The organism is Pseudothauera lacus, assembly GCF_003034845.1.
Lineage (GTDB): Bacteria > Pseudomonadota > Gammaproteobacteria > Burkholderiales > Rhodocyclaceae > Pseudothauera > Pseudothauera lacus.
Genome location: NZ_PZKC01000004.1, coordinates 168,103 through 192,192, shown reverse-complemented (window position 1 = coordinate 192,192; position 24,090 = coordinate 168,103). Strand labels below are relative to the sequence as shown.

At 66.8% G+C, this 24,090-nt stretch carries 21 protein-coding genes and 1 tRNA gene; 11 read left to right on the top strand and 11 right to left on the bottom strand.

The genetic code is table 11. From position 1 onward, the window contains the following. Nucleotides 1–36 precede the first annotated feature (36 nt). The 9 genes from C8261_RS06405 (at nucleotide 37) to C8261_RS06365 (ending at nucleotide 15,255) form a co-directional block, all read left to right on the top strand. Nucleotides 37–1,026, top strand: a complete 990-nt coding sequence (locus tag C8261_RS06405) for an ABC transporter substrate-binding protein (protein WP_181358866.1) — start codon at nucleotides 37–39, stop codon at nucleotides 1,024–1,026. After that, nucleotides 1,023–3,587: a PhnD/SsuA/transferrin family substrate-binding protein gene (locus C8261_RS06400; protein ID WP_107492830.1), complete on the top strand. Its 2,565-nt coding sequence runs from the start codon at nucleotides 1,023–1,025 to the stop codon at nucleotides 3,585–3,587. The genes C8261_RS06405 and C8261_RS06400 overlap by 4 nt, the downstream gene beginning before the upstream one ends. Before the next feature lie 276 nt (nucleotides 3,588–3,863). Next, nucleotides 3,864–6,023 carry a methyl-accepting chemotaxis protein gene (locus C8261_RS06395; protein ID WP_107492829.1) on the top strand — a complete coding sequence of 720 codons (2,160 nt, stop codon included), beginning with the start codon at nucleotides 3,864–3,866 and terminating at the stop codon, nucleotides 6,021–6,023. Nucleotides 6,024–6,096: 73 nt separating this feature from the next. Next, a complete protein-coding gene (locus C8261_RS06390) occupies nucleotides 6,097–6,741 on the top strand; it encodes an ANTAR domain-containing response regulator (RefSeq protein ID WP_107492828.1) in 645 nt (214 codons plus the stop codon). Beyond that, complete coding sequence (locus C8261_RS06385; protein ID WP_107492827.1) at nucleotides 6,738–8,507, top strand: GGDEF domain-containing response regulator; 1,770 nt, start codon at nucleotides 6,738–6,740, stop codon at nucleotides 8,505–8,507. The genes C8261_RS06390 and C8261_RS06385 overlap by 4 nt, the downstream gene beginning before the upstream one ends. After that, on the top strand, nucleotides 8,482–10,191 hold the full coding sequence (locus C8261_RS06380; RefSeq protein WP_181358865.1) for an ATP-binding protein: 1,710 nt from the start codon (nucleotides 8,482–8,484) through the stop codon (nucleotides 10,189–10,191). The genes C8261_RS06385 and C8261_RS06380 overlap by 26 nt, the downstream gene beginning before the upstream one ends. 57 nt (nucleotides 10,192–10,248) lie before the next feature. Further along, nucleotides 10,249–11,109, top strand: coding sequence for a PhnD/SsuA/transferrin family substrate-binding protein (locus tag C8261_RS06375; protein ID WP_181358864.1), 861 nt, complete (start codon nucleotides 10,249–10,251; stop codon nucleotides 11,107–11,109). After that, complete coding sequence (locus C8261_RS06370) at nucleotides 11,109–13,106, top strand: sensor domain-containing diguanylate cyclase (RefSeq protein ID WP_107492824.1); 1,998 nt, start codon at nucleotides 11,109–11,111, stop codon at nucleotides 13,104–13,106. The genes C8261_RS06375 and C8261_RS06370 overlap by 1 nt, the downstream gene beginning before the upstream one ends. Nucleotides 13,107–13,146: 40 nt before the next feature. After that, the gene (locus C8261_RS06365; protein ID WP_146161652.1) at nucleotides 13,147–15,255 is read left to right on the top strand and encodes a putative bifunctional diguanylate cyclase/phosphodiesterase; all 2,109 of its coding nucleotides are present in this window, start codon (nucleotides 13,147–13,149) and stop codon (nucleotides 15,253–15,255) included. Nucleotides 15,256–15,261: 6 nt separating this feature from the next. On the opposite strand, the gene C8261_RS06360 is transcribed toward C8261_RS06365, so the two are convergent. From C8261_RS06360 to C8261_RS06345, 4 genes are all read right to left on the bottom strand, one after another. Continuing rightward, nucleotides 15,262–15,669, bottom strand: a complete 408-nt coding sequence (locus tag C8261_RS06360; protein WP_181358863.1) for an Hpt domain-containing protein — start codon at nucleotides 15,667–15,669, stop codon at nucleotides 15,262–15,264. A 76-nt stretch (nucleotides 15,670–15,745) separates the two neighbouring features. Continuing rightward, nucleotides 15,746–16,165, bottom strand: coding sequence for a response regulator (locus C8261_RS06355; RefSeq protein ID WP_235864854.1), 420 nt, complete (start codon nucleotides 16,163–16,165; stop codon nucleotides 15,746–15,748). Nucleotides 16,166–16,502: 337 nt separating this feature from the next. Continuing rightward, nucleotides 16,503–16,595 (bottom strand) — tRNA-Ser (locus C8261_RS06350). 49 nt (nucleotides 16,596–16,644) lie between these two features. Further along, on the bottom strand, nucleotides 16,645–17,871 hold the full coding sequence (locus C8261_RS06345; protein WP_107492821.1) for an aspartate kinase: 1,227 nt from the start codon (nucleotides 17,869–17,871) through the stop codon (nucleotides 16,645–16,647). 256 nt (nucleotides 17,872–18,127) lie between these two features. Here C8261_RS06345 and C8261_RS06340 point away from each other — a divergent pair, with 256 nt between their 5' ends. Beyond that, complete coding sequence (locus C8261_RS06340) at nucleotides 18,128–18,424, top strand: helix-turn-helix domain-containing protein (RefSeq protein WP_107492820.1); 297 nt, start codon at nucleotides 18,128–18,130, stop codon at nucleotides 18,422–18,424. A gap of 33 nt (nucleotides 18,425–18,457) precedes the next feature. On the opposite strand, the gene C8261_RS06335 is transcribed toward C8261_RS06340, so the two are convergent. Continuing rightward, the gene (locus tag C8261_RS06335; RefSeq protein ID WP_107492819.1) at nucleotides 18,458–19,309 is read right to left on the bottom strand and encodes a radical SAM protein; all 852 of its coding nucleotides are present in this window, start codon (nucleotides 19,307–19,309) and stop codon (nucleotides 18,458–18,460) included. Nucleotides 19,310–19,386: 77 nt separating this feature from the next. Between C8261_RS06335 and queD the strand changes: the two genes are divergently transcribed. Further along, nucleotides 19,387–19,848: a 6-carboxytetrahydropterin synthase QueD gene (gene queD / locus C8261_RS06330; RefSeq protein WP_107492818.1), complete on the top strand. Its 462-nt coding sequence runs from the start codon at nucleotides 19,387–19,389 to the stop codon at nucleotides 19,846–19,848. Between the two features lie 55 nt (nucleotides 19,849–19,903). Here the strand turns inward: queD and C8261_RS06325 are convergent, their stop codons facing one another. The 6 genes from C8261_RS06325 to cydB all read right to left on the bottom strand — a co-directional run bounded on the left by C8261_RS06325 (nucleotide 19,904) and on the right by cydB (nucleotide 24,083). Then, nucleotides 19,904–20,257 carry a DUF5368 domain-containing protein gene (locus C8261_RS06325; protein ID WP_107492817.1) on the bottom strand — a complete coding sequence of 118 codons (354 nt, stop codon included), beginning with the start codon at nucleotides 20,255–20,257 and terminating at the stop codon, nucleotides 19,904–19,906. A gap of 12 nt (nucleotides 20,258–20,269) precedes the next feature. Next, nucleotides 20,270–21,625, bottom strand: coding sequence for an NAD(P)/FAD-dependent oxidoreductase (locus C8261_RS06320; RefSeq protein WP_107492816.1), 1,356 nt, complete (start codon nucleotides 21,623–21,625; stop codon nucleotides 20,270–20,272). Nucleotides 21,626–21,808: 183 nt separating this feature from the next. After that, nucleotides 21,809–22,498 carry an MBL fold metallo-hydrolase gene (locus tag C8261_RS06315; RefSeq protein WP_107492815.1) on the bottom strand — a complete coding sequence of 230 codons (690 nt, stop codon included), beginning with the start codon at nucleotides 22,496–22,498 and terminating at the stop codon, nucleotides 21,809–21,811. 5 nt (nucleotides 22,499–22,503) lie between these two features. Then, the gene (locus C8261_RS06310) at nucleotides 22,504–22,800 is read right to left on the bottom strand and encodes a cyd operon YbgE family protein (protein WP_107492814.1); all 297 of its coding nucleotides are present in this window, start codon (nucleotides 22,798–22,800) and stop codon (nucleotides 22,504–22,506) included. Further along, the gene (cydX, locus tag C8261_RS17845) at nucleotides 22,781–22,930 is read right to left on the bottom strand and encodes a cytochrome bd-I oxidase subunit CydX (RefSeq protein ID WP_107492813.1); all 150 of its coding nucleotides are present in this window, start codon (nucleotides 22,928–22,930) and stop codon (nucleotides 22,781–22,783) included. Before cydX ends, C8261_RS06310 begins: the two co-directional genes overlap by 20 nt. A gap of 13 nt (nucleotides 22,931–22,943) precedes the next feature. Further along, a complete protein-coding gene (gene cydB, locus C8261_RS06300) occupies nucleotides 22,944–24,083 on the bottom strand; it encodes a cytochrome d ubiquinol oxidase subunit II (RefSeq protein ID WP_107492812.1) in 1,140 nt (379 codons plus the stop codon). Nucleotides 24,084–24,090: the final 7 nt, after the last annotated feature.

Here is a 24,090-nt window from a genome sequence, read left to right as displayed (position 1 = left end):
GGGCGGCAGGTGCTCAAGGCCTCGCAGAGGGCCGCAATGACGCCCGCACGGGTCCTGCAGGGACTGTTGCTGGCCATTGCCATCGCCGTGCTGGCGGGCGCCTGTACCCCCGCCGAGCGCCCTGCGCTGCGGGTAGCCTCCCATGTCTGGCCGGGCTACGAGCTGATGTTCATGGCCCGCCACGAAGGCTGGCTGGACAGCAAGGCCGTGGAGCTCGTCGCCACCGGTTCGGCGACCGAATCCATGCAGTTGCTGGCCAGCGGCGAGGTTGACGGCGCCGCCCTGACCTTTGACGAAGTCCTGCGCCTGCAGGCCAAGGGCACGGATCTCGCGGTGGTGCTGATCTTCAACATCTCCTCCGGCGCCGACATGCTGATCGGCAAGGCCGGGGTCGATTCGCTCGCTGCACTCGACGGCAAACGTATCGGCGTGGAGGACTCCGCCCTCGGCGCACTGATGCTGCACAAGGCACTGCAGGCCGCGGAGCTGCCGCACGGGGCGATCACCGCAGTGCCGATGACGATCGACGCGCAGCATGGCGCCTGGCACGACGGCAGCATCGACGCCGTCGTCACCTACGAACCGCTGGCATCGACACTGCTCGTCGCGGGAGGCGAGCTGCTCTTCGACAGCAGCCAGATCCCCGACACCATCTACGACGTGCTCGCCATCCGTCCGGCAGCGCTGCAGCGGCGCACCGGGCGGGCCGCGCTGCGCGCGCTGCTTGGGGCACATTTCCGCGCCCTCGACCATCTGCGCAGCAACCCCGCCGACGCCGGCTACCGGCTGGCGATCAGGCTGGGCGGCGACGGCCCCACCGCCTTGCGCACCTTCCGCGGCCTGCACTTGCCCGACGTCCATACCAACCACCGCCTCCTTGCGCACGGCGCCCCGCGCCTGCACGCGGTGGCGGCGGAACTGCTTGCCGTCAAGCGCGAGATCGGCGCCATCGCCACCAGCGCCGCGCCAGTACCGCAGATCAGCGCCGAATACCTCCCTCCTCCCAACGGCCAGCGCACACGATGACGGCAAGATCAGCGGAAAGCGACGAATACCCACCGTGTGGCGCGAGCAGTGCGCTGCTTGCCGCTTTCCTGCGAGCGCTCGCCACGCTCTGCATACTGATCTCCGCCCTCCCTGCCCACACCGCCCACAGCATCGTCATCGGCGTTCTTGCCCACCGCCCGGCACACGAGGTCGCGCAGCGCTGGCACCCGCTGGCCGCCTACCTGCAGGAAGAGCTCGGCAAAGGCATTACGGTGCGCGTCATCGCCCTGCCCTACGACGAGCTGGAGGCAGCCCTGGCGCGACAGCAGATCGACTTCGCGCTCACCAACCCGAGCCACTTCATCGCCCTGCGCAACCGCAATCCGCTCTCCGGCGCGCTCGTCACCCTGGTGCCGCGCGCCCAGGGCAGCGGCGCACTCAACAGCTTCGGCGGGGTGATCATCGTCCACCCGCAGCGTGAGGATCTGCGCACACTCGGCGATCTCGTTGACGTACACATCGCTGCGGTGGGTCCGTTCTCGCTGGGCGGCTACCAGGCTCAGGCCGCCCGCATGGTCGACAGCGGCCTGCCACTTCCTGCTGCCGGTCGCCTCAGCTTTGTCGGCACCCCCCATGACCGCGTCGTCGACGCGGTGCTTGGCGGGCACGCCGATGCCGGCTTCGTGCGCAGCGGCGTGATCGAGGGCATGATTGCCGAAGGTCGCTTGAGTGCGGGTGCCGTGCGTGTTCTCGCAGCCGAAACCCTGCCCGGCTACCCCCATCAGCTGTCGACCCGCCTCTACCCCGAGTGGCCGCTGTTCGCCGCCCCGCACGTCAATCCCGATACCGCCCGCCGGGTCGCCGCCGCGCTGCTGCTGCTGGATGCCGATTCGCCAGTCGCACAGGCACTCGACATCCACGGCTTCAGCGCGGCGGCGGACTACGAAGCCGTGGAACGACTGCTGCGCAGCCTGCGCCTGCCGCCTTTCGACGGTGCCCCCCAGTTCACCTGGCATGACGTCTGGCAACGCTACCTGCCGTGGCTGCTTGCCTTTGCCCTCAGCCTCGCCCTGCTCAGCGCTGCGGGCTTCCGTACCGCGCTCCTCAAACGCCGCCACGAGCAGACCCAGCGCCACCTCGCGGCCACCCTCAACGCCATCCCCGACCTGCTCTTCGAGGTCGACGGCGACGAGCGCTTCATCGGCGTACACACCGCAGACCCCGGCCAGCTCTACGCCCCCGCGGAGCGCTTCCTTGGCTGCACGGTGGCGGAGACGCTCCCCGCCGAGGTTGCTGCCGTTGCCAGACAGGCCATTCAGGAGGCACGCCTGCGCGGGCGCAGCCAGGGCCACCGCTACGCCCTGTCAACCGCCAACGGCCTGCGCCACTTCGAACTCTGCGTCGCCCGCAAGGAGGGCTCCGCATCCACGTCGCCGTCCTTCGTCTGCATCGCGCGCGACATCAGCGAGGCCCACCAGACCACCGAAGCCCTGCGCCGGGAGCGCGACCTCTTCTCCACCGGCCCGGTGGTGGTGCTGAACTGGGCACCCGACCTCAGCGGCCGGGTACTCGCGGTATCGAGCAACGTCGGGGCAGTGCTCGGCTACAGTGCTGCCGAACTGTGTGCGGCGAACGTGCGCTACACCGACCTCATACACCCCGACGACGTCATCGCAGTAACCCAAGAACTGCAAGCATGCATGAACGCCGGGCCGGATCACTTCGAGCAGTCCTACCGCCTGCGCACCGGCAGCGGCGAATACCGCTGGTTCCACGACGCCACCCGCATCAGCCGCAACCGCGATGGCGCGGTGGATGCGATCCGTGGCTACCTCTTCGACCAGACCTGGCTGAAGACGCTGGAGCTTGAGCGCGACGCCCAGGCCGCGGCGCTGGCCAAGTCGAATGCCGAACTCGAACAGTTCGCCTACGTTGCCTCCCACGATCTGCGCCAGCCATTGCGCATGATCACCAGCTATGCGCAACTGCTCGAACAGGAACTGGGCACCACGCTGTCGGGCGACACCCGCAGGATGCTCGACTTCGTCGCCGAGGGCGCCACGCGCATGGACGAGATGCTGGTCTCCCTGCTGGAGTATTCCCGCGTTGGCCGCAGCGGGGCACCGCTGAGCGACTTCCCGGTCCGCGAGGCGCTTGAAGAGGCGATCCGCTTCCTTGAGCCGGCCATCGCGGAAAGCGCGGCCGCGGTCGAGATCAGCGGCGAATGGCCGCACCTGCATGCCTGCCGCAACGAACTCGTGCGCCTGTTTCAGAACCTCCTCGGCAATGCCATCAAGTACCGGCGCGCGGGCGAAGCGCCGGAGGTCCATATCGACGCCAGTGCGCATCCGCAGGGCTGGCTGTTCAGCGTCAGCGACAACGGCATCGGCATCGAACCCGCTCAGCGCGAGCGCCTCTTCCGTGTCTTTCAGCGCCTGCATACACGGACGGAGTACGAGGGCAACGGCATCGGCCTGGCGATCAGCCGCAAGATCGTCGAACGCCACGGAGGTCGCATCTGGATTGAAGCCGGACCCGGCGGCCGAGGCAGCCGTTTCCTTTTCATCCTCGCCCCGAGGGCAAACCCCACGCCGAATTAGGGCGCATTCGCATTCTCAATGACAACCGCAAGCCACTCTGCGAAGCACCATTCAGGTGCAGCAGCCCGTCAGACAAGACTTTAGTTGTAGTAAGATGGCTCCGTGACAACAGCTTTGCAGTAATTCTGTCTCCGCCCAGCCCCCGCGGAACTTCCCCCCGATTCGACGCCCGATCAATCAGCGCGAAACGGCTTGCGGGGATGGTTTTGCGCTCCTGGCCGGACTGTCCATCGCACCGTGCGCTGCACCCTTCAAGAGGGCGAGCACAGGTGCGGCATGAAGCAGAACCTTCCGATCACGCAGGTGGAGTACCCGGTCCGCGAGGACTGCTCGATCATTTCCCATACCGATGCGAAGGGCCGCATCACCTATGTCAACGACGACTTCGTTGACTACGCCGGCTTCAGCCGCGAAGAGCTCATCGGTCAGCCACACAATATCGTCCGCCATCCGGACATGCCCACGGAAGCTTTCCGCGACATGTGGGCAACACTCAAGGAAGGACGCGCCTGGCAAGGCGTGGTCAAGAACCGCCGCAAGAACGGTGACCACTACTGGGTCAAGGCCACCGCCACGCCGTTGACCGACGGCGGCTACATGAGCGTGCGGATGAAACCGACGACGGCCGAAGTCAGCGCCGCCGAAGCGCTCTACGCCGCCATGCGGGAAGGCAGCGGCCACCGCCTGCGGCGCGGCTACGTCATCGCCCCAGGGGTTTCCGGCGCATTGCAGGAACTCGGACGGCGCTTCGGCGATCTGTCGCTGCGTGCCAAGGTGCTCCTCCCCACCCTCGCCGGAGGTCTGCTGATCGGCGCTGTCGCCACCGTCAACATGCTGATCCTGAAGGACGAGGTGCTCGCCGAGGCCGGCGAGAACACCGCCGCGGCGATGATCGAGGGCGCCCGCAACGCCCGCCAGTTCTACGTCAGGGCCATTGTTCCGAAGGCCGCGGCACAAGGGCTGCAGCTCACCCACGACTACGACGGCGATCCGCACGGCATCCCGCTGCCGGCGAGCATGATGCGTGCGCTCGCGGAGATGGGCGGCGATGGCGGTGCCACTGCACTGCGTCTGTACAGCGACGCGCCGTTTGCCTTCCGCAACGACGCCCTCGCCCGTATCGACGACTTCGGCCGCGCCGCCCTCGCGCAACTGCGCAGCAATCCGGCCGCCACCTACACGCGCGTGGACACCCTGCATGGACGCCCGGTGCTGCGTCTGGCACGGGCCGACGTGATGACCGAGGCCAACTGTGTTGACTGTCACAATGCCCACCCCGACTCGCCGCGGCGCGACTGGAAGATCGGCGACGTACGCGGCGTCATCGAGGCCAGCGTTCCGCTGGACAGCCTGGCCGCACGCATCCACGGTCCGGCGTTGCGCACCCTTGCCACCTCACTGCTGCTGAGCGCGGCGCTGTTCGGACTGCTGTGGTTCATCGTCGGCCAGCAGAACCGCCGTCTGCAGCGCGTCTGCGAGGTAACGCGGCAGATCGCCGGCGGCGAACTGCGCACCCACGTCCCGCCCGGCAAGGGCGACGAGATCGGCAGCGTATTCAACAACCTGCAGATCATGCGCAACCGCCTGTACGAGATCGCCTTCGAGATGAACCACGGCGCCGGACGGCTGGCGAGCGCCGCCAGCGACCTGGTCGACGCCAGCAGCAGCACCGCCTCCGGCGCGGTGCGGCAATCGAGCGCTGCGGCGACGATGGCGGCCACCATCGAGCAGCTCTCGGTATCGATTGACCACCTTGAAGAGAGTGCGGTGACCGCCCATGAATCGACTTCGGCAGCCGGCGATGCCGCGCACGCGGGAGCCCGGGTGGTCCACGACGCTGCCGGACAGATCTCGCGCATTGCCGAGGCTGTCAGCCACGCTGCCGACAGCCTCGGCGCCCTCAAGGGCATCTCCATCGAGATCAGCAACATTGTCGCGACCATCAAGGAGATCGCCGAGCAGACCAACCTGCTCGCCCTCAACGCCGCCATCGAGGCCGCACGTGCGGGCGAATCCGGCCGCGGCTTCGCCGTCGTCGCTGACGAGGTACGCAAACTCGCCGAGCGTACGGCGGCAGCCACCGTGGTGATAGGCGACATGGTGGCGCAGATCCAGGCGCGCACCGGCAACGCCGTCGGCGAGATGGAAACCGGTGTCACCCGCGTCGATGAAGGCGTGCACGCAGCGCATGGCGCGGGCCGTTCGGTGGCGGACATCCAGCACCGCACCGAGGAGGCAGTCGAGGCCGTGCGCCAGATCCGCGCCACCCTCAAGGAGCAGTCCACTGCCGCGCGCGAAGTCGCGCGCACCGTCGAGGAGATCGCGCAGATGGCCGAACGCAACGCTGCCAGCTCCGAACAGAGCCACGGCGCCAGCCTTCAGGTCAGCGAGATTGCCCGCACGGTCGAGCGCCTCGCTGGCCAGTTCAAGGTCTGAACGGCGCTTGCCAGGCGCCGACACTCTCCGCCATGATCAACCACCGCGCTCTCGGAAGGAGCTGACGATATCGATGACCGCTTCCACTGCTTCAGTACCCGCCTCTCCCGCAGCGGCTCGCATCCTGCTGGTCGAGGACGAATTCGTCATCCGCCGCACGCTCGCCCGCGGCATGGTTAGGGCAGGCTTCGAGGTCTGGGAGGCCGAGGACGCCCTGTCCGCAATGGATGCGGTCGGCGGGCAGGCGCCCTTTGACCTCGCCATCCTCGACGTCAGCCTGCCAGGCATGAGCGGCATCAAGTTCGCCGAGTGGCTGCGGAGCAACGCCAGCACGCCCTTCATCATGCTCTCCGGCAACGCCGACGACACCGTCGTGCAGGCCGCCATCCACTGTGGCGCGCTGTCCTACCTGCTCAAGCCGATCGAGGTCGGACAGATCGTCCCGGTGATACGCGGAGCCCTCGCGCGCGGCGAAGACATCCGCCAGTTGCGCGAAAACCAGCGCCAGATCGAGCACGCCCTGCAGAGCGACCGCTGCACCAGCATGGCCATTGGCGTGCTCATGCAGCGCCATGCCCTGGACGAGCGAGAAGCCTTCGAGCGCCTGCGCCTGGACGCCCGCCGCCATCGCGTTGCGATCAGCACCCATGCCCGCCGCCTGCTTGAGAGCGCCAGCCGCCGCAGGGCAGACAGCAAGGAGGAGAAGGAGGGCAGATGAAGGCGGCGAGCACGAATCTGGACATCCTGCTCGTCGATGACGAGCAGGCCGACGCCTTCCTGGTCCGCAAGATCCTCCGTGACGCGCAGTTCGCCGCCACGGTAGCGCACTGCAGCGACGGCATCGAGGCCCTCGACGCACTGCGCCGCCGCCGCAACGCCTCTGCGGCATTGCCGGACCTGATCCTCCTCGACCTCAACATGCCACGCATGGACGGTCACGAATTCCTCGCTGCGCTCGCCCGCGAGGAGGGCTGCGGGCAGATCCCGGTAGTCGTCCTCAGCACCTCGTCCGCCGAACTCGACATGGACCGCGCCAGCGCCGGCGGCGCCCGCGGTTACCTGACCAAGCAGGCCGACCTGCGCCTGTTCTCTTCCGCCCTGCTGGCACTGGTAAGGCAATACCTGCAACAGGCCGAACTGCCCCCGCGGGCGCGGCCGCCGGCGACCCCGCCACGTAACACACGAATACTGCTGGTCGACGACGAAGCCGCCGACGCGGAACTGGTTGCCATCGCCCTGCGCAAGGCCTGGCAGGGGGAGTTCGAACTTGTCCGCAGCGAAACCCTGGGCGGGGTCTCCGCCCAGCTCGGCGACCGTCTCCCCGATCTGGTGCTGCTCGACCTCGGCCTGCCCGACGCCTCCGGGCTGCACAGCATCGAGCGCATGCGTGCGCTGGTCGGCCGCACCCCCATCGTCGTCCTCACCGGCAACGACGATTCCGACTTTGCCCTTGAGGCCCTCGCCGCCGGCGCCCAGGACTACCTGTTCAAGAGCCGCCTCGTCGCCGCCGACCTGGTGCGGGCGATGCGCCATGCCATCGCCCGCAGCCAGCTCGAAGAGCGCCTTGCCGAATCCGAGGAGCGCATGGCCCTGGCGCTCGCCGGCGCCGAGCTGGGCATGTGGGACTGGGACATCACCCGCCGGCAGATCACGGTGGACACCCGCTGGGCGGCAATGCTCGGGGAAAGCGCCGGCGTACTCGCGGTGGACGCCCAGGGCTGGCTCACCCGAGCCCACCCCGAAGACCTCGGCGCGGCGCTGAATGCCCTCAACAGCCATTTCCGCGGCCTCAGCCCGGGGTTCCGCTTCACCCACCGCCTGCGCCACCTTGGCGGCGGCTGGGTATGGACCCTGGCCGCGGGCAAGGTCCTGCAACGCGACGGCTGCGGCCGGCCGCTGCGCGCAGTGGGCATCATGCAGGACATCGGCGAGAGCAAGCGCATGGAGGCCGACCTGCTGCGCCTGGCCACCACCGACGCGCTCACCACGCTGAGCAACCGCCGCGTCTTCGTGCAGCGCCTGGCCCACGAACTGGCGCGCATCCGCCGCCACTGGCAGGCACCGTCGGCCCTGATGATGCTCGACCTCGACCACTTCAAGCGCATCAACGACCGCTGGGGACACCAGTTCGGCGATCGCGCGCTCTGCCACTTCAGCACCATCCTGCGCAGTTGCCTGCGTGAATGCGACCTGCCCGCCCGCCTCGGCGGCGAGGAGTTCGCCGTACTGCTCCCAGGCACCGACGCCCAGGCCGCGATGACCGTTGCCCGCCGCATCAGGGAACAGCTTGCGCAACAGCCGCTGGCGGCCGAGGATGAGACAGTCGGGATCAGGGTCAGCATCGGCGTCACCACCCTGACCGCAGCCGACCCGCAGCCCGAAGCCTGCATGTCGCGGGCCGATGCGGCCCTTTACCGGGCCAAGCAGCACGGGCGCAATCGCGAGGAATTCATCGAAGATGACCGTGAACACAAGCTTGCCTGAGCACTTGCCGGCCGCCATCGATTACGCTGGCCTGCTCGATACCCTCGCCGAAGGAGTGGTGGTCATCGACAGTGGCGGACGCATCGTGGACGCCAACCCCGCAGCCGAGAGCATCCTCGGCCGCATGGGCAGCACGCTGGTCCACCGCAGCACGCAGGATCCGCACTGGAACGCCATCCACGAGGACGGCACGCCCTTTGCGATCGAAGACCATCCCGCGCTTGCCGCCCTGCGTCTGTGCCGCCCCCAGCGCGGTACGCTGATGGGTGTAACCGCCCTCGACGGCCGCCGCCGCTGGCTGCAGGTCAATGCCGACCCCCTGCTCGACGGGCAGGGTCGGGCCATCGGCGCAATGGCGTCCTTCGCCGACATCTCCACGGTCAAGCGCGCCGAACACATGCTGCGCGCAATCGCCAGCCTGCAATCGGGTTTCATCAGCGCACGCGACATGCGCAAACGCTTCGCCGGTTTGCTCGACGACTGCCTGCAGCTCACCGACTCGGCCTTCGGATTCATCGGCGAAGTCCTGCACAGGGATGATGGCACCCCTTACCTGCGCACCTACGCCCTCACCAACATCGCCTGGAGCGCGGAGACCCGCGCGCTCTATGACGCCAAGGCCGCCGATGGCTTCATCTTCGAACGTCTCGACACGCTCTTCGGCGCCGTACTCACCGGCCGTCAGACGGTGATCGCCAATGATCCCGCCAACGATCCACGCGCCGGCGGCCTGCCCCCCGGCCATCCGCCCCTGCACGCCTTCATCGGCCTGCCCATCGTCGACCACGGCGAGATCATCGCCATGCTGGGCCTGGCCAACCGCCCAGGCGGTTACGACAGCGCACTGGCGGATTTCCTCAGCCCCCTGCTCGGGGCTGCCGGCAAGGTCCTCGCCGCCGACCGCGCACGCAGTGCAGAGAAGTCGCTGCGCGCCAGCCTGCTCGAGCAGAGCCGCAACCTCGCACGCTCCAACGCCGACCTCGAACAGTTCGCCTACGTCGTCTCGCACGATCTGCGCCAGCCCCTGCGCATGATGCACAGCAATCTGCAGATGATCGAGGAAGACCTCCACGACACGCTGGGCGACGAGCACCGCGAGAGCATGCGCTACATCCGCGAGGGCGCACAGCGCATGGACCAGATGCTGGTCGGCCTGCTCGAATACTCGCGCGTCGGCCGCCAGTCCGGCCCTCACGTAGCGGTCAGCAGCCGCGCCGCAGTGGACGAAGCCTTGCGCTATCTGCGCCCCCTGCTCGATGCCAGCGGCGCGCAGGTCGACATCGCCGGCGAATGGCCCATCGTCCTTGCCGGCGAGGCCGAACTGGTGCGCCTGTTCCAGAACCTGCTCGACAACGCCATCAAGTACCAGCCGCGTGGCCAGGCACCGCACATCGTCGTCAGTGCCGCCAGCGAAGACACGCAATGGTGCTTCAGCGTGCGCGACAACGGCATCGGCATCGACTCCGCCGAGCAGGCGGCACGGCTGTTCAGGATATTCCAGCGCCTGCACGGACGCGGCCACTACCAGGGCGACGGCGTCGGGCTTGCCGTCTGCCGGCGTATCGTCGAGCATTTCGGTGGCCACATCGCCCTGCACTCGGCCGGCGAGGGTCAGGGCTGCGAAGTGCGCTTCACCCTGCCCCACCCGGGCGCCGGAAGCACTCCCCATTCCGGGGAGCAATGACAGCGGGAATCCACCGTCCTACTTCATAGGGAATATGCGCGATGCTAGACTGGCGCGGTGATCCTGCGGGCGACCCTGCGCCCTGAGTACCTGGCGATGAAAGTACTGGCCGCTCTGCTGCTCATCCTCGCGACACAACTAGCCAGCGCCGAACCACTGCGTTTTGCGCCGCTGCCGGTGCGCGACGGCGAAACCCTGCTGCGTGAGACCCTGCCCCTGCTGCGCTGGCTGGAGCAGCGCACCGGGCGTGCGCTGGTCATCGTCCAGCCCGCCGACCACCAGCAACTGATGGCCGGCTTCATCCGCGGCGACATCGATCTGGCCGTGCTCGGCCCCCTGCCCTACGTCATGCTGCGCGAACGTTTCGCCGCGGCCGAGCCCCTGGTGCACTGGCTGGAGGTCGACGGCCAGCCGCATTACCGCTGCGCGCTGGTCAGCTTTGCCGGTGACAACATCGCCCTGTCCACCCTGCGCCGCCAGCGCATCGCCCTGACCCAGCCCCTGTCGACCTGTGGCCCGCTGCTCACCGATGCGCTGCTGCGCCGCGATGCCGGCTTCGGCCTCGCCGCTACCCGCGCGGAGTACGTCGGCGGCCACGACAGCGTGGCCCTGGCGGTGATCGCCGGCGAGTTTGCCGCCGGCGGCATGCGCGAATCGATCGCCCACGAATACGCCCACCTCGGCCTGCGCATCGACGCATTGAGCGCGCCCGTGCCGGGCTTCGCCCTGGTGGCGAACAGCGAACGCGTCGATGCCGCGCTGCTCAGCGTGCTGCGCGAGGTACTCAGCGCCGCCTCGGCAACCGACCGCCGGCACTGGGGCCCCACCTACCGCCACGGCGCACGGCCGGCCAGCGATGCCGGCTACGAGCACATCCGCCACCTGATCGCCGACGCCCCGCCCGAGGTGCGCCCCTGATGCGCCCCGCCGGCCTGCGCACCCACTTGCTGCGCGCCGCGGTGGTGCCGCTGCTCGCGCTGGCCGGCATCGCCCTGCTGTGGTCCTTTCTCGACCACAACCACCGGCGCGAGACGCGCATGATGGCCGAGCAGTACGCCAGCAACCTCAGCGTAGCCTATGCCGCGGCGGTGAACCTGCACCGCCTCAACGCCGAAGCCCATTACGAAGCCTATGTCACCACCCCGGCGGTGCTCGACCTGCTGCGCCAGGCCAACGAAGTCGATGCCAACGCCCTGCCGGTGGTGCGCGGACGCCTCTACCGCCAGTTGCTGCCGGTGTATCGCAAGCTGCGGGCCCAGGGCCTGCGCCAATTGCACTTCCACACCTCGCGCAGCGAAAGCCTGCTGCGCTTTCACCGCCCCGAGCGTGCCGGCGACTCCATCGCCGATGTGCGTCCGGCGGTACGCATGGCCAACGAGCGCCTGCGTGCGGTAAGCGGCTTCGAAGGCGGCCGCGTGCTGCCCGGCTTCCGCTACATCTTCCCCATCGTCGTCGACCGCCGGCACTACGGCAGCGTCGAGTTCTCACTGCCCTTCGAGGAGATCCACCGCGAGCTCGACCGCCTGCTGCCGGGCAGCGAGATCGCCCTGATGCTCAGTCGCGCGGTCACCGTCGATCTGGTCTTCGCCGAGCACCGCAACCTGTTTTCGCCTTCGCCCCTGCACCCCGAACTGCTCATCGAGCATCCTGACGTCTCGCGCCTCAGCGGTCGCTTGGCAGACACCGCAAACGCCAGCGCGCTGATGGAGCAACTGAGCCGGCACCACGCCGTGCACGCCGCTATCAGCGCCGGCAGCCACCTTGCCCTGCCTCTGATCATCGACGGCCAGGGCTATCTCGTCAGCCTCCACGCCATCCGCGACATCGCCGGCGAGCGTGCCGGTTTCATCGTTGCCCATACCCAGGCCCCGCAGCTGCTTGCCGCACGCGCCAGCATGCGCGGCGAACTGGCCATCGGCAGCCTGCTCATCCTGCTTTGCGCCTTCGCCGCCCAGCGCCTGCTGCAGCAGCGCCGCGAACTGCGCCTGCAGCGCTCACGCCTGCAGGCCATCACCGAGCACATGGACCAGGGCCTCTACGTGCTCGATGCCGAAGGCCGCGCCACCTACATCAACGGTGCCGCCAGCCGCATGCTCGGCTACACCGCGGAAGAGTTGCGCGGCGAGATCATTCACGACCTGATCCACAACCACGCCCTCTCCGACCACATGCCGCTGGCGCAATGCCCGGCCTTCAACGCCACACGCCAGCTGGAGAGCTTCCGCGGCATCGAGTGGTTCGTCGGGCGCGACAAGCGCCTCTTCCCGGCCGAGCTGAGCTGCCGGCCGCTGATCGAGGATGGCGTGCACATCGGCTCGGTGAATCTCTTCACCGACATCACCGAACGCAAGGCGCGCGAGGATGAACTGGTGCACCAGGCCACCACCGACCCGCTCACCGGGCTGGCCAACCGGCGCCGCTTCATGCTCGAGGCCGAGCATGAGCTCGCCCGCGTGCAACGCTACAACCATGGCGAATCGACGCTGCTGATGATCGACCTCGATCACTTCAAGGACATCAACGACAAGCACGGCCACAGCGCCGGCGACGCCGTGCTGCTGCACCTCGCCGACCTGCTGCGCCACAACCTGCGTGCCCTCGATCTGGCCGGACGCTACGGTGGCGAGGAGTTCGTCATCCTGCTGCCAAGCACTTCGGCCGACGAAGGCTGGCGCCTGGCCGAGCGCCTGCGTCTTGCCCTGGCCAACTCGCCGACCGATTTCGAGGGCCTCAGCATTGCCGTCACCATGAGCATCGGCCTGACCACCCTGCGGGCCGGCGACCGCAGCATGGCGGCGGTCATCGAACGCGCCGATGAGGCCCTCTACAGCGCCAAGGAAGGTGGCCGCAACCGTGTCGAAATGCTCGCTGCGGCGCAACCGGCGGGCACCAATCAGCTCCCGAAGAAGCCATAATGGCGCCATGGCAATACGTCCTTGGATATAGGAGCAAGCCTTGAGTGAAAGCCCCGCGGTAACTGAACACTCATCCGCTACCGAGGCCCGGCGCAAGCTGCTGGTGGTCGATGACGTGAAGTCCTCGCGCATGTTGATCCGCGGCGTGCTCGGCAAGCAGGGCTTCACCGTGCTCGAGGCCGCCGACGGCGCAGAAGGCGTCGCGGTGTTCGAGCGCGAACGCCCCGATGTCGTGCTGATGGACGTGCAGATGCCGGTGATGGACGGCTTCGAGGCCAGCCGGCGCATCCGCGAACTCGACCGCGACGAGGGCACTCCGATCATCATGCTCACCGGCGCCGAGGACATCCAGTCCATCGAACGCGCCTTCGAAGCCGGCGCCACCGACTTCATCACCAAGCCCTTCAGCTGGCCGCTGCTCACCCAGCGCATCCGCTACGCCATCCGCAGCGGGCAACTGATGCGCGAGGTACGCCACAACCGCCTGCGCGAAGCCGCCGCGCAGCGCATCGCCCAGCTCGGCTTCTGGAACTGGCAACCGGAAGCGGACGACTTTGCCTGGTCGGCGGAGGTTGCCGAGATGCTCGGCTGTCCGCTGCACAGCATCGCCACCCTGGAGGGCTTTCTCAAGCTCGTCCAGAGCGACGACCGCGAGCGCACCCGCAAGGCCTTCCAGAGCGCTGCGGCGAGCAACCTGCGGGTGGACCTCGAACTGCGCCTGAGCGGCTGCAACGGCGAGCGCGTGGTGCGCCTGATCGGCGAGCGCGGCGTCGAGGGGCGCGACCTCCACACCTTTTACGGCGCCATCCAGAACGTCACCGAGAACCGCCGCACGGAAGCCCTGGTGGACTACCTCGCGCTCCATGACGAACTCACCGGTCTGGCCAACCGCCGCCTGTTCAGCCAGGCCATCCGCCAGCATCTGGAGAAGTTCCGTACCGAAGGCAGCGGCTGCCTGCTGGTGGCCTGGATAGATCTGAGCCGCTTCCACCGCCACAACGACGCCCTCGGCGAGGCCGGCGGCGACGCTCTCCTCGCCCAGGTCGCCCAGCGTCTGCGCATGCTGGCGGTCGATGGGCTGGTGGCGCGCGTCGGCGGCGACGAGTTCGCCGCACTGCTGCACGGCAGCGACCCGGAAGCCCTCGACCCCCACTTGGAACATATCCTCGACGGCCTCGACCACCCCTTCCGCGTCCTTGACCAGGAGACCTTCCTCGGCTTCAGTGCGGGCGTGGCGCGCTTCCCGGAACACAGCGCGGAGGCCGAACAACTGCTCACCCTGGCCCAGGAGGCGCAACGCATCGCCCGTGCCCAGGGGCGCCGCCTCGTTCATTGCGGCGAGATCACCGCGCAGATGCGCAACGACACCCTGAGCGTCGAACGCGACCTGCGCCGCGCCCTGCAGCAGAAGGAGTTCCATCTCGTCTATCAGCCGCAGATGGACCTGCGCCTGGGCCGCGTGGTGGGCGTCGAAGCCCTGCTGCGCTGGCGCCATCCGGAGCGCGGCATCGTTTCGCCGGTGGAGTTCATCCCCATCCTCGAAGAATCCGGCATGATCGACGCCGTTGGCGCCTGGGTGCTCGACGAAGCCTGCAGTCAGGCGCGTCACTGGGAACTCGCCGGCACACCCTTGCGCGTCGGCATCAATCTCTCGCCGCGACAGTTCCACGATACCGGCCTGTTCGACAGCATCATCACCGCCACCCGCAAATGGGGCGTGGCCCCCAAACACATCGAACTCGAAATTACCGAAAGCCTGGCCATGCAGGACCCCAGCCGCGCCATCGAACTGCTCGCGCGCCTGCGCGGCATGGGCTACAAGATCGCCATCGACGACTTCGGCATCGGCTATTCTTCGCTCGAATACCTGTTGCGCTTTCCGCTCGACACCATCAAGGTCGATCGCGCCTTCGTCCGCAACGTCACCGAATCGCGTGCCGACCGCGCCATCGTGCGGGCGATCACCGTCATCGCCCAGACCATAGGGATCAGCACCATCGCCGAAGGCATCGAGACCCTGCGTCAGTGCGACTTCATCGAAGCCCTCGGTGTCAACGAGATCCAGGGCTACCTGATCGGCAAACCGATGTCGCCGGCCGATATCGAACGCCTCATCACCACCTTCGTGCGCCCCGGCAAGGGCAACTGAGCGCGTTCAGGCCGCGGCGGCGCGAAAGCCCAGCGCGTTATACGCCCCAACGGTCTGCGCCGCGCAGGCCTGCAACTGGGCGAACTGAGCGCCGGCAGCCCCGAGGTCGCCGGCCTTGCCGCTGTGCTCCAGCGCTGCGGCAAGGGCCGCCAGCCCGGCGGCGCCGAGATTGCCGGCGCTGCCCTTGAGCGCATGCGCCTCGGCCGCCACGGCGGCGGCATCGGCTGCACCCAACGCAGCATCCATGGCGGCAAGCTGGCCATCGAGCTGGTAAAGAAAATGGCCGACGATCTCATCGAGATCCTCCGCCAGCGCATCGCGCAGTTCGGCAATGCAGGCTTCGTCGATGCGGGCCAGGGCGGCCCCTTCCTGCGCGCGCTGTCCCGCGCCTGACGCGGACCTGTCCTCACTCATCATGCCACCTCCCGCAATGGACGGGCCATGCCGGCACGACCGTCATCCGCCCCCCCGGCACGCCACCTCAACAGGATCACTTGACCTCCCCTTCAGCAGCCCGACGGCCCGCGCGCAGCCCGCGCGCACGACCGATCTCCTCGATCAGGCGGGCAGCACTGAAGGGCTTCACCACCACGCCGTCGGCACCCTGGCTGATCAGGCGGGTAACGGTGTCGCGGTCGGATTGCCCGGTAACCGCCACCGCGGTAAGGGCGGGAAACTCTCCGCGCAGCACACCCAGCGCAGCAATCCCGTCCATGCCCGGCAGCACCACGTCGATGCACACCACTTCAGGCTGATGGCGGCGGACCAGTTCCAGTCCCTGTTCCGCACTCGGAGCCTCGCCGACCACTTCCAGCCCGGCATGGCGCAACATCGCCCGCAGGGTCATGCGCACCACGGAGTTGTCCTCGATGATGACCACGGTCACGCGCCGCACCTTGCTGCCCTTCACCCGCTCCCCCTCCCGCTGCCGCGCATCTGGCCCCTGTAGGACGGATTATCGCCCACCCGGCGAAGGCGCGCGAGCGCTCATGTCCCGCTCACCTTTCCCTCACCCTCTCCACCCGCCTGCAGGCGGTGGTAGAGCACGACCAGGATGGCCGAACAAGGCTCAACGCGAAGAAGCGAAACCACAGCGGACAAGACAGGATTCACCAGCACTACCACCCGAGGGAGAACCTCAACAAGCCACCGCGACGGACAGTGGTAACTGAGTGCGGTATATAAGCAAAAAGCCATAAATACCAAGTCGTTGTTTTGACTTGCTATTCATGGCTCTTTAGCAGGATTGGCGGAGACGAAGGGATTCGAACCCTTGAGACAGGTTTTGCCCGTCTGCTCCCTTAGCAGGGGAGTGCCTTCGACCTCTCGGCCACGTCTCCGTCAGGAAGGCGCGATCATAGCGACTTCGCGCCTGCCGGTCAAACGCTGTCAGGCTGCGGCTTCGAGGCCGAAGGCCTTGTGCAGTGCACGCACGGCGAGTTCGAGGTACTTGTCCTCGATGGCCACCGATATCTTGATCTCCGAGGTCGAGATCATCTGGATGTTGATGCCTTCCTCGGCCAGGGTGCGGAACATCAGCGAGGCCACGCCCGGGTGCGAGCGCATGCCCACGCCGACGATGGAAACCTTGCACATCGTGCTGTCGCTCTCGATGGCCTTGGCGCCAATGTGCGCCTTGACCCCGTCGAGCACCTTCTGCGCCTTGGCGAGGTCGCCGCGGGCCACGGTGAAGGAGAAATCGGTCGTACCGTCATGGCCGATGTTCTGGATGATCATGTCCACATCGATGTTGGCATCGGCGATCGGGCCGAGGATCTGGTAGGCGATGCCGGGCCTGTCGGGCGCGCCGACGACGGTGAGCTTGGCTTCATCGCGGGCAAAGGCGATGCCGGAGATGACGGGTTGTTCCATGTGCTTGTCTTCCTCAACAGTGATGAGCGTGCCCGCGCCGCCTTCCTCGAAACTGGACAGGACGCGGAGCTTGACCTTGTACTTGCCGGCGAACTCGACCGAGCGGATCTGCAGCACCTTGGAGCCGAGACTGGCCAGTTCGAGCATCTCCTCGAAGGTGATGGTGTCGAGCTTGCGCGCTTCGGGGACGATGCGCGGGTCGGTGGTGTAGACGCCATCGACGTCGGTATAGATCTGGCATTCGTCGGCCTTCAGCGCCGCAGCCAGCGCCACCCCGGTGGTATCGGAGCCGCCGCGGCCCAGGGTGGTGATGTTGCCGTGCTCATCGACCCCCTGGAAACCGGCCACCACCACCACGTTGCCCTCGTCGAGGTCGCGACGGATGGGCGCTTCGTCGATGTTGAGGATGCGCGCCTTGGTGTGCGCCGAATCGGTGAGGATGCGCACCTGGCCGCCAGTGTAGCTCTTGGCCTTCTCGCCAATGTCCTGCAGGGCCATGCACAGCAGGCCGATGGTGACCTGCTCGCCGGTCGACACCACCACGTCGAGTTCGCGCGGATCGGGGTTGGCGGCCACTTCCTTGGTGAGGGCGATGAGGCGGTTGGTCTCGCCGCTCATGGCCGACACCACGACGACCACCTGGTGGCCTTCGGCACGGAATTTCGCCACTTTGCGGGCAACGTTCCTGATGCGCTCCGGGCTGCCTACCGAGGTACCGCCGTACTTCTGAACTATCAGTGCCATCGTCGTATCCAAGTGCCTGTGGATAAAAGACGCAATTCTAGCGAAAGCCGGGTAACTTTGGCAGTCGCCCGCACTCCATGAAGGCAATGAACGAAAAATAACTGTTGCGGTTAACCACAATTACCCGCTTATCCTTCTTGTATGTTTCGGGCATCTTGTTCTATACTACGTGTATCCTACCACTTAAGTTGTAGGACCCCACCAACGTCAGTCGTTGCTGTCTGCCACGCCTGACCCAACTCGACAGGAAGATGCAATGAAGAGCACTGACAAACTCGATGTTCGCGAAATCCGCCGCAAGCTCGGCATGAACCAGTCCCAGTTCTGGTCCAAGATCGGCGTCACCCAGAGCGGCGGCTCCCGTTACGAAAGCGGTCGCAACATCCCGCGCCCGGTCCAGGCCCTCCTCCGCCTGGTGCATGTCGAGCAGATCGACATCAACAAGGTCCGCAAGGAAGACGTGGAAGTGGCCGAGTTCCTCAAGGCCAGCAATCCCGACCTGTTCAAGACCCTGAAGAAGGAAGCGCGCGCCAAGCGCAAGGACCGCGCCTGAATCCCGGGCCGCCCTGCGCGGCCCGCTTCCGGCTCAAGGGCTGACCGTTACGGTCAGCCCTTTTTTTCTGATCTGCGCGGCCACCGCTTCCAGTTCCGCGCCGCTCAGCGCGCTGATGCGCGAAGCTTCCGGCTGCATCGACGGCCGTGCCACGCCGTACAGCAATACGCCGCGCAACAACCCGATGCCAGCCCCTTCCAGGAGCGCCAGGTAGGCATCCACAAAGGTCTGGTCCGGGGCCTCGCCGTCCCAGCGGAAGAAACAGGTCTGCACCCAGGTCGGACAGCGCCGCGCACATTCGGCAAGATTGCGCATCACCCGCTGGGGCTGCAGGCGCACGCCATTGACGCGGGCGAAATCCTCACTGCGCCCGCCATCGACCTTGAACCACACTTCACCGCCGATTTCGCCGAAGCGGGTAATTGCATCCCGCACGCCCGCACGGCCGAGCAGGCTGCCGTTGGTGATCAGCCGCAAGGGCACGGCGGCAAGCCCGTGACGCACCCGCAGGCGGTGCACGCAGTCGATGATCTCGCCCAGCCCCGCAGCGCTGGTCGGCTCGCCATTGCCCGAAAAGGCGATGTCGCGCACCGTGCGCAGACCTTCCGGCACGTGGCGGACGAGGTAGTCGCCACTCACCAGGGCGGTGAGAAAACCGTCCAGTTCGGCCTCCAGCGCGGCGATGTCGATGCGCGGGGCGGCGCCACGGACAAGGTCGGGCACCTGACAGTAGGCGCAATGCCAGTTGCAGGCATTGTTGGGATTGAGGTTGATCCCCACCGAGACCCCCCCGGCACGGCGCGACAGCACCGGATAGACGTAGCGCATGCCCGCAAAGTCGCGGTCATGGTCATCCACGCGCAGCAGAGGAGAGGCGGAAGTCATTGTCGGGGAAGGAAAAACAGCTTCGGCGCGAACGGCCGCGGTGATATAATCCGCGCCCTTTGACGCCGAGATTGATCATGCGCATCACCCGCCGCCTGGAATTCGATGCCGGACACCGGATTCCCGACCACGCCAGCCAGTGCCGCCATCTGCATGGCCACCGCTACGCGCTGGAGGTGACGCTCTCGGGCGACATCATCGACGCCGCCGGAGAAGCGGTCAACGGCATGGTGATGGATTTTGCCGACGTCAAGGCCATCGCCAGCCGGCATGTGGTGGATGTGTGGGATCACGCTTTCCTGGTCTATCGCGGTGACACCGTGGTGGTCGATCTGCTCGCCCGCATCCCGGACCACAAGACCGTCGTACTCGACGTCGTGCCGACGGCGGAGAACCTCGCCCGCCTCGCCTTCCGCATTCTCGACCCTCTCTACCGCGACAGCTACGGCAACCAGCTGCGCCTGGAGCGCGTACGCCTGTACGAAACCCCCAACTGCTGGGCCGACGCGTTACGCGAGGATCACAGCCCGGCACCGTAAACGGCGACGCGGGCGACAGGCCGCTGCGGCCTGCCGCCCGCGCATTGAGCGTGCGTCAGTTGCTGCCCGAGAGCAGTGCCTTCCAGCCCGCCACGGCATAGATCAGGATGGTGGTAACGGCCAGGCCGACACCGAACACCAGCGCGATCAGGAACCAGTCGGCCGGACCACCGGCATCGGTGAAGCCGGACGACGACACCTTGGCCATCAGCACCAGCGCCAGTGCGCCACCGACCAGACCAACGAGTTCGGCACGCACCAGACGGCGGCTGACGATCTTGCGCTCCTTGAGCAGCACCGCGACAAAAGCCGCGATACCGAGCACGGCGGCAAGAATCAGCACCCACAGCAAGGGCCCCAGCATTTCCTGGAAGACCGCGAGGAAGATCCACGGATCGAGTTCTTTCATGTCGTTCTCCGGTCAGGCACGGCCACGCAGCATGGCCAGGTAGGTCGGTTTCAGGGCCATGGTCTTCATCACCCAGCTCACCCACAGCTCTTCGAGCGGGGCGACGATACCGGGGAAGGACGGGGTGAGATTGTCCTGATAGTCGAACTCGATCAGCATGGCGCGGCCCAGGCGGGTGATCAGCGGGCAGGAGGTGTAGCCGTTGTACACCGAATCCGAGGTCTTGCCTTCGATGCTGGCGACCAGATGATCGACGGCCACCGGCACCTGCCACTTCACGCTCGCCGCGGTCTTGCCTTTCGGCACCCCGGCGATGTCGCCGACGCCGAAGACGTTGGGGTAACGCTTGTGTCGCATCGTGCTGCGATCGACGTCCATCCAGCCATCGGCGGCCCAGGGGCCTTCCTGCCACGGCAGCGGGCTGTTGCGCACGGCTTGCGGCGCGCGCATCGGCGGAATGACGTTGATGAAGTCGTAGGGCTGTTCGACCGGACCGTCGGGCGTGCGGAAGGTGGCAACGCGCCGGCCGAGGTCGATCTCTTGCAGCACACGGTCGTAATTGACCTTGACGCCACGCTCCTGGAACAGCATGCGCACCTTCTCATGGACGATGGGCACGCTGAACAGCGCCTTGTTGTGGGCGTTGTAGATGATCTCCGCCTTGCCGCGGTTACCGCGGCGGCGCAGATGGTCGTCGGATATGAAGGTGTACTTGAGCGGCGCGCCGGCACACTTCATTTCGGTCGCCGGACGGCTGAACACGCCAACCCCGCCGCGGTCGGCGAAGTTCGACAGCGCCTCCCAGGTCGCCGCCGCAGCAGCCGGGCTGTGGTAGATGCTGCCCATGCCGTTCTTGCCGATCTGGGCGACATCCATGCCGGGGATGGAATCGTAGTCAAGGATCAGGCCGGTGGCGACGACCAGGTAATCGTAGTCGAAGGCCTTGCCGCTTTCGGTAACGACGCGGTTGCCTTCAGGATCGAACTCGGCGACCCGCTCCTCGACCAGTTCGACACCTGCGGGAAGATATTCCCGGGTGGTGCTGACCACGTAGGACGAGGGCTTGATGCCCGCGGCGACGAGCGTGAAGCCGGGCTGGTAGAGGTGTTCCTTGCGCGCGTCGATGACGATGATCCTGGCACCGTCAAGCTGCTCGGCCAGACGCGACGCGGCCGCCAGACCGGCGGCCCCGGCTCCGGCCACGACGATGCGTGCCGAAGTCTTGACCTTCGCGGCAGCGTGCGCACTTTGCGGACGCAGCAGCACCGCACCGGCGCCTGCGGCGCCCAGCATCAGGAATTTACGCCGGTCTACGGGGATCTGCCCCACGTCTTCCGGCAGGGCCGGGGTTCCTCGCTTACGGATCATGCTCGCCTCCTCCTGGCTGTGGTCAGGGCGCATGCGCAACGGTGGCGCCTACCCTTTTGGACAAATCACTTACGCGGCTGATCATATCATAATAGGCTTATATGTTGATTATTTCACGCAGTCAACGCCTTTCACCCCGCTCAGGCTACGCCCTGCGGGGTGCGGATTCAATAACGGACGGTGTCAGCCGGCGTCGCCGCGATACAGTCCGTCCCGTCCCAACGCGGCATCGAAGCGCGGCCGCACCAGGCGTCTGAAAGCCATCTCGGTGACAAAGGACTCGCGCGAACGCGCTGCCAACTGCGCGTGGCGCCAGCGCTCCTCGGCCACAGTCGATACCGTCCGCCCCTTGATACGGTGGCCGGGGAAGATCAGCGTCTCGCCGGGCAGCGGAAAGATGCGCTGGGTGAGGCTGTCGTACAGACGTGCAGGGTCGGACTCGCTGTTGCCCACCGCACAGCCGCCGACGTCAAAGACATCGCCACAGAACAAGCGGTCACGCCACAGGTAGCTCACACAGGAAGGTGTATGGCCCGGCGTGGCAAGCACGCGCAGGACCTCGTTGCCAAACACCAGGATCTCCCCATGGGCCAGCATGCGCGCCTCGCCGGCACAGTGGCGACCGCCGCCGGCCACCCATTCGGCCGCGGTCAGGCGGGCCAGTTCGGCGCATTCGGCCGCCACCGTGGCGTCCTGGTGGATGTGGGTACGGGCGACGAAGCGCAGTGCCAGACCGCGCTCGTCGAGCAGGGCACGCACCAGCGCCCCCTGCCCGGCGGGCGGATCAATGACCACTGCCTGCTGGGCGAGCAGATCGCCGACGAGGTAGCCCAGCGCGGTGCTCGCAGTGTCTTCAAGGACGCGGAAATACATCGCCGTTACCCCTGCGGGATACCCAGCCGCCACCCCGCAAGGGCCACCGCGAGAACGCAGGCGGTGGCCGAGAACAGCAGACGGAACGGCCAATACACCGGTCGATAGCCAACACCACTGACATAGCCGGCGCTCATTGCCCAGAACATCAGCATCGCCGCGCCGTGGTCGGCGCTGCCGTCGGCTGCGGCCAGCGCCTGCGGATAGACGGTGACACCAAAGGTAATCACCAGCGCCACCAGCAGGGTCAGCGGATTGCTGCGCGTCTGCGGCGCGGTGCGCTCAAGCGCCCGGCTGCCCATCGCCCGGCCCTCCGCCCTCACCGCGACCGGCCAGCGCGGCTCGGGCTTCTTCGTTGTCTATCCACAGGGCGTTGAGGATGGCCAGCAGCACGGCAAACCCCACACCCAGAACCCAGGCGAAATACCACATCGTTCGTTCTCCCTCAGTAGGCGGCGTGTTCGTTCTCGCGGATGTAGGCCGCGGTGACCTTGCCGGACATGACCTTGTAGGCCCAGCTGGTATAGACAACGATGATCGGCATGAAAATCATCGTCGCCCAGAACATGATGGTCAGGGTGAGATGGCTGGACACCGCGTCCCACACCGTGAGGCTGGCATTGGGAACGGTGGAGGACGGCATCACGAAGGGGAACATCGACACGCCGGCGGTACCGATGATGCCGACGATGGCCAGCGACGAAGCGACGAAGGCAGTCAGCGTCCGCCCGCGCATGGCCAGCAGCAGCGCAGCGATCGCGCCGAGATAGGCCAGCGCCGGCACCAGCAGGGTGAGCGGCATGCTGCGGTAGTTGGCCATCCACGCCCCGGCCTCGCGCACCACTTCCTTGCCAAGCGGATTGGGCAGCGCCGCGAAATCGACCACGCTGGCATAGGCATAGCCGGGGATGTACTGCACCCACAGGCCGGCCGCGGTGAAGGTGACGAGCAGCACCATGCCGGCAAGCATCATCGCCATGCGGCTGCGCTGGTACACCTCGCCCTCGGTGCGGTGCATCAGGTAGATCGCGCCGTGGAAGATGATCATCGCACTCGACACCACCCCGCACAGCAGCGCGAAGGGATTCAGCAGTCCCCAGAAGGAGCCGGTGTAGTAAGGCACCAGAGTGTCGTCGAAGTGGAAGGGCACCCCCTGCAGCAGGTTGCCGAAGGCCACGCCGAAGATCACCGGCGGCACGAATCCGCCCACGAACAGCCCCCAGTCCCAGGTGCTGCGCCAGGTGGCATTGTGGATCTTGCTGCGATAGTCAAAACCGACCGGGCGGAAGAAGAGCGCCCACAGCACCGCCAGCATGGCCCAGTAGAAGCCGGAGAAAGCGGTGGCATAGACGATCGGCCAGGCGGCGAAGATGGCGCCGCCACCGGTGATGAACCACACCTGATTGCCGTCCCAGTGCGGGCCGACGGTGTTGATGACGATGCGGCGCTCAACATCGCCCTTGCCGACGAAGGGCAGCAGCGAGCCCACCCCCATGTCGTGACCGTCCATGATGGCGAAGCCGACCAGCAGTACGCCAACCAGCAGCCACCAGATGATTTTCAGCGTTGGATAATCGATGATCATGATCTGC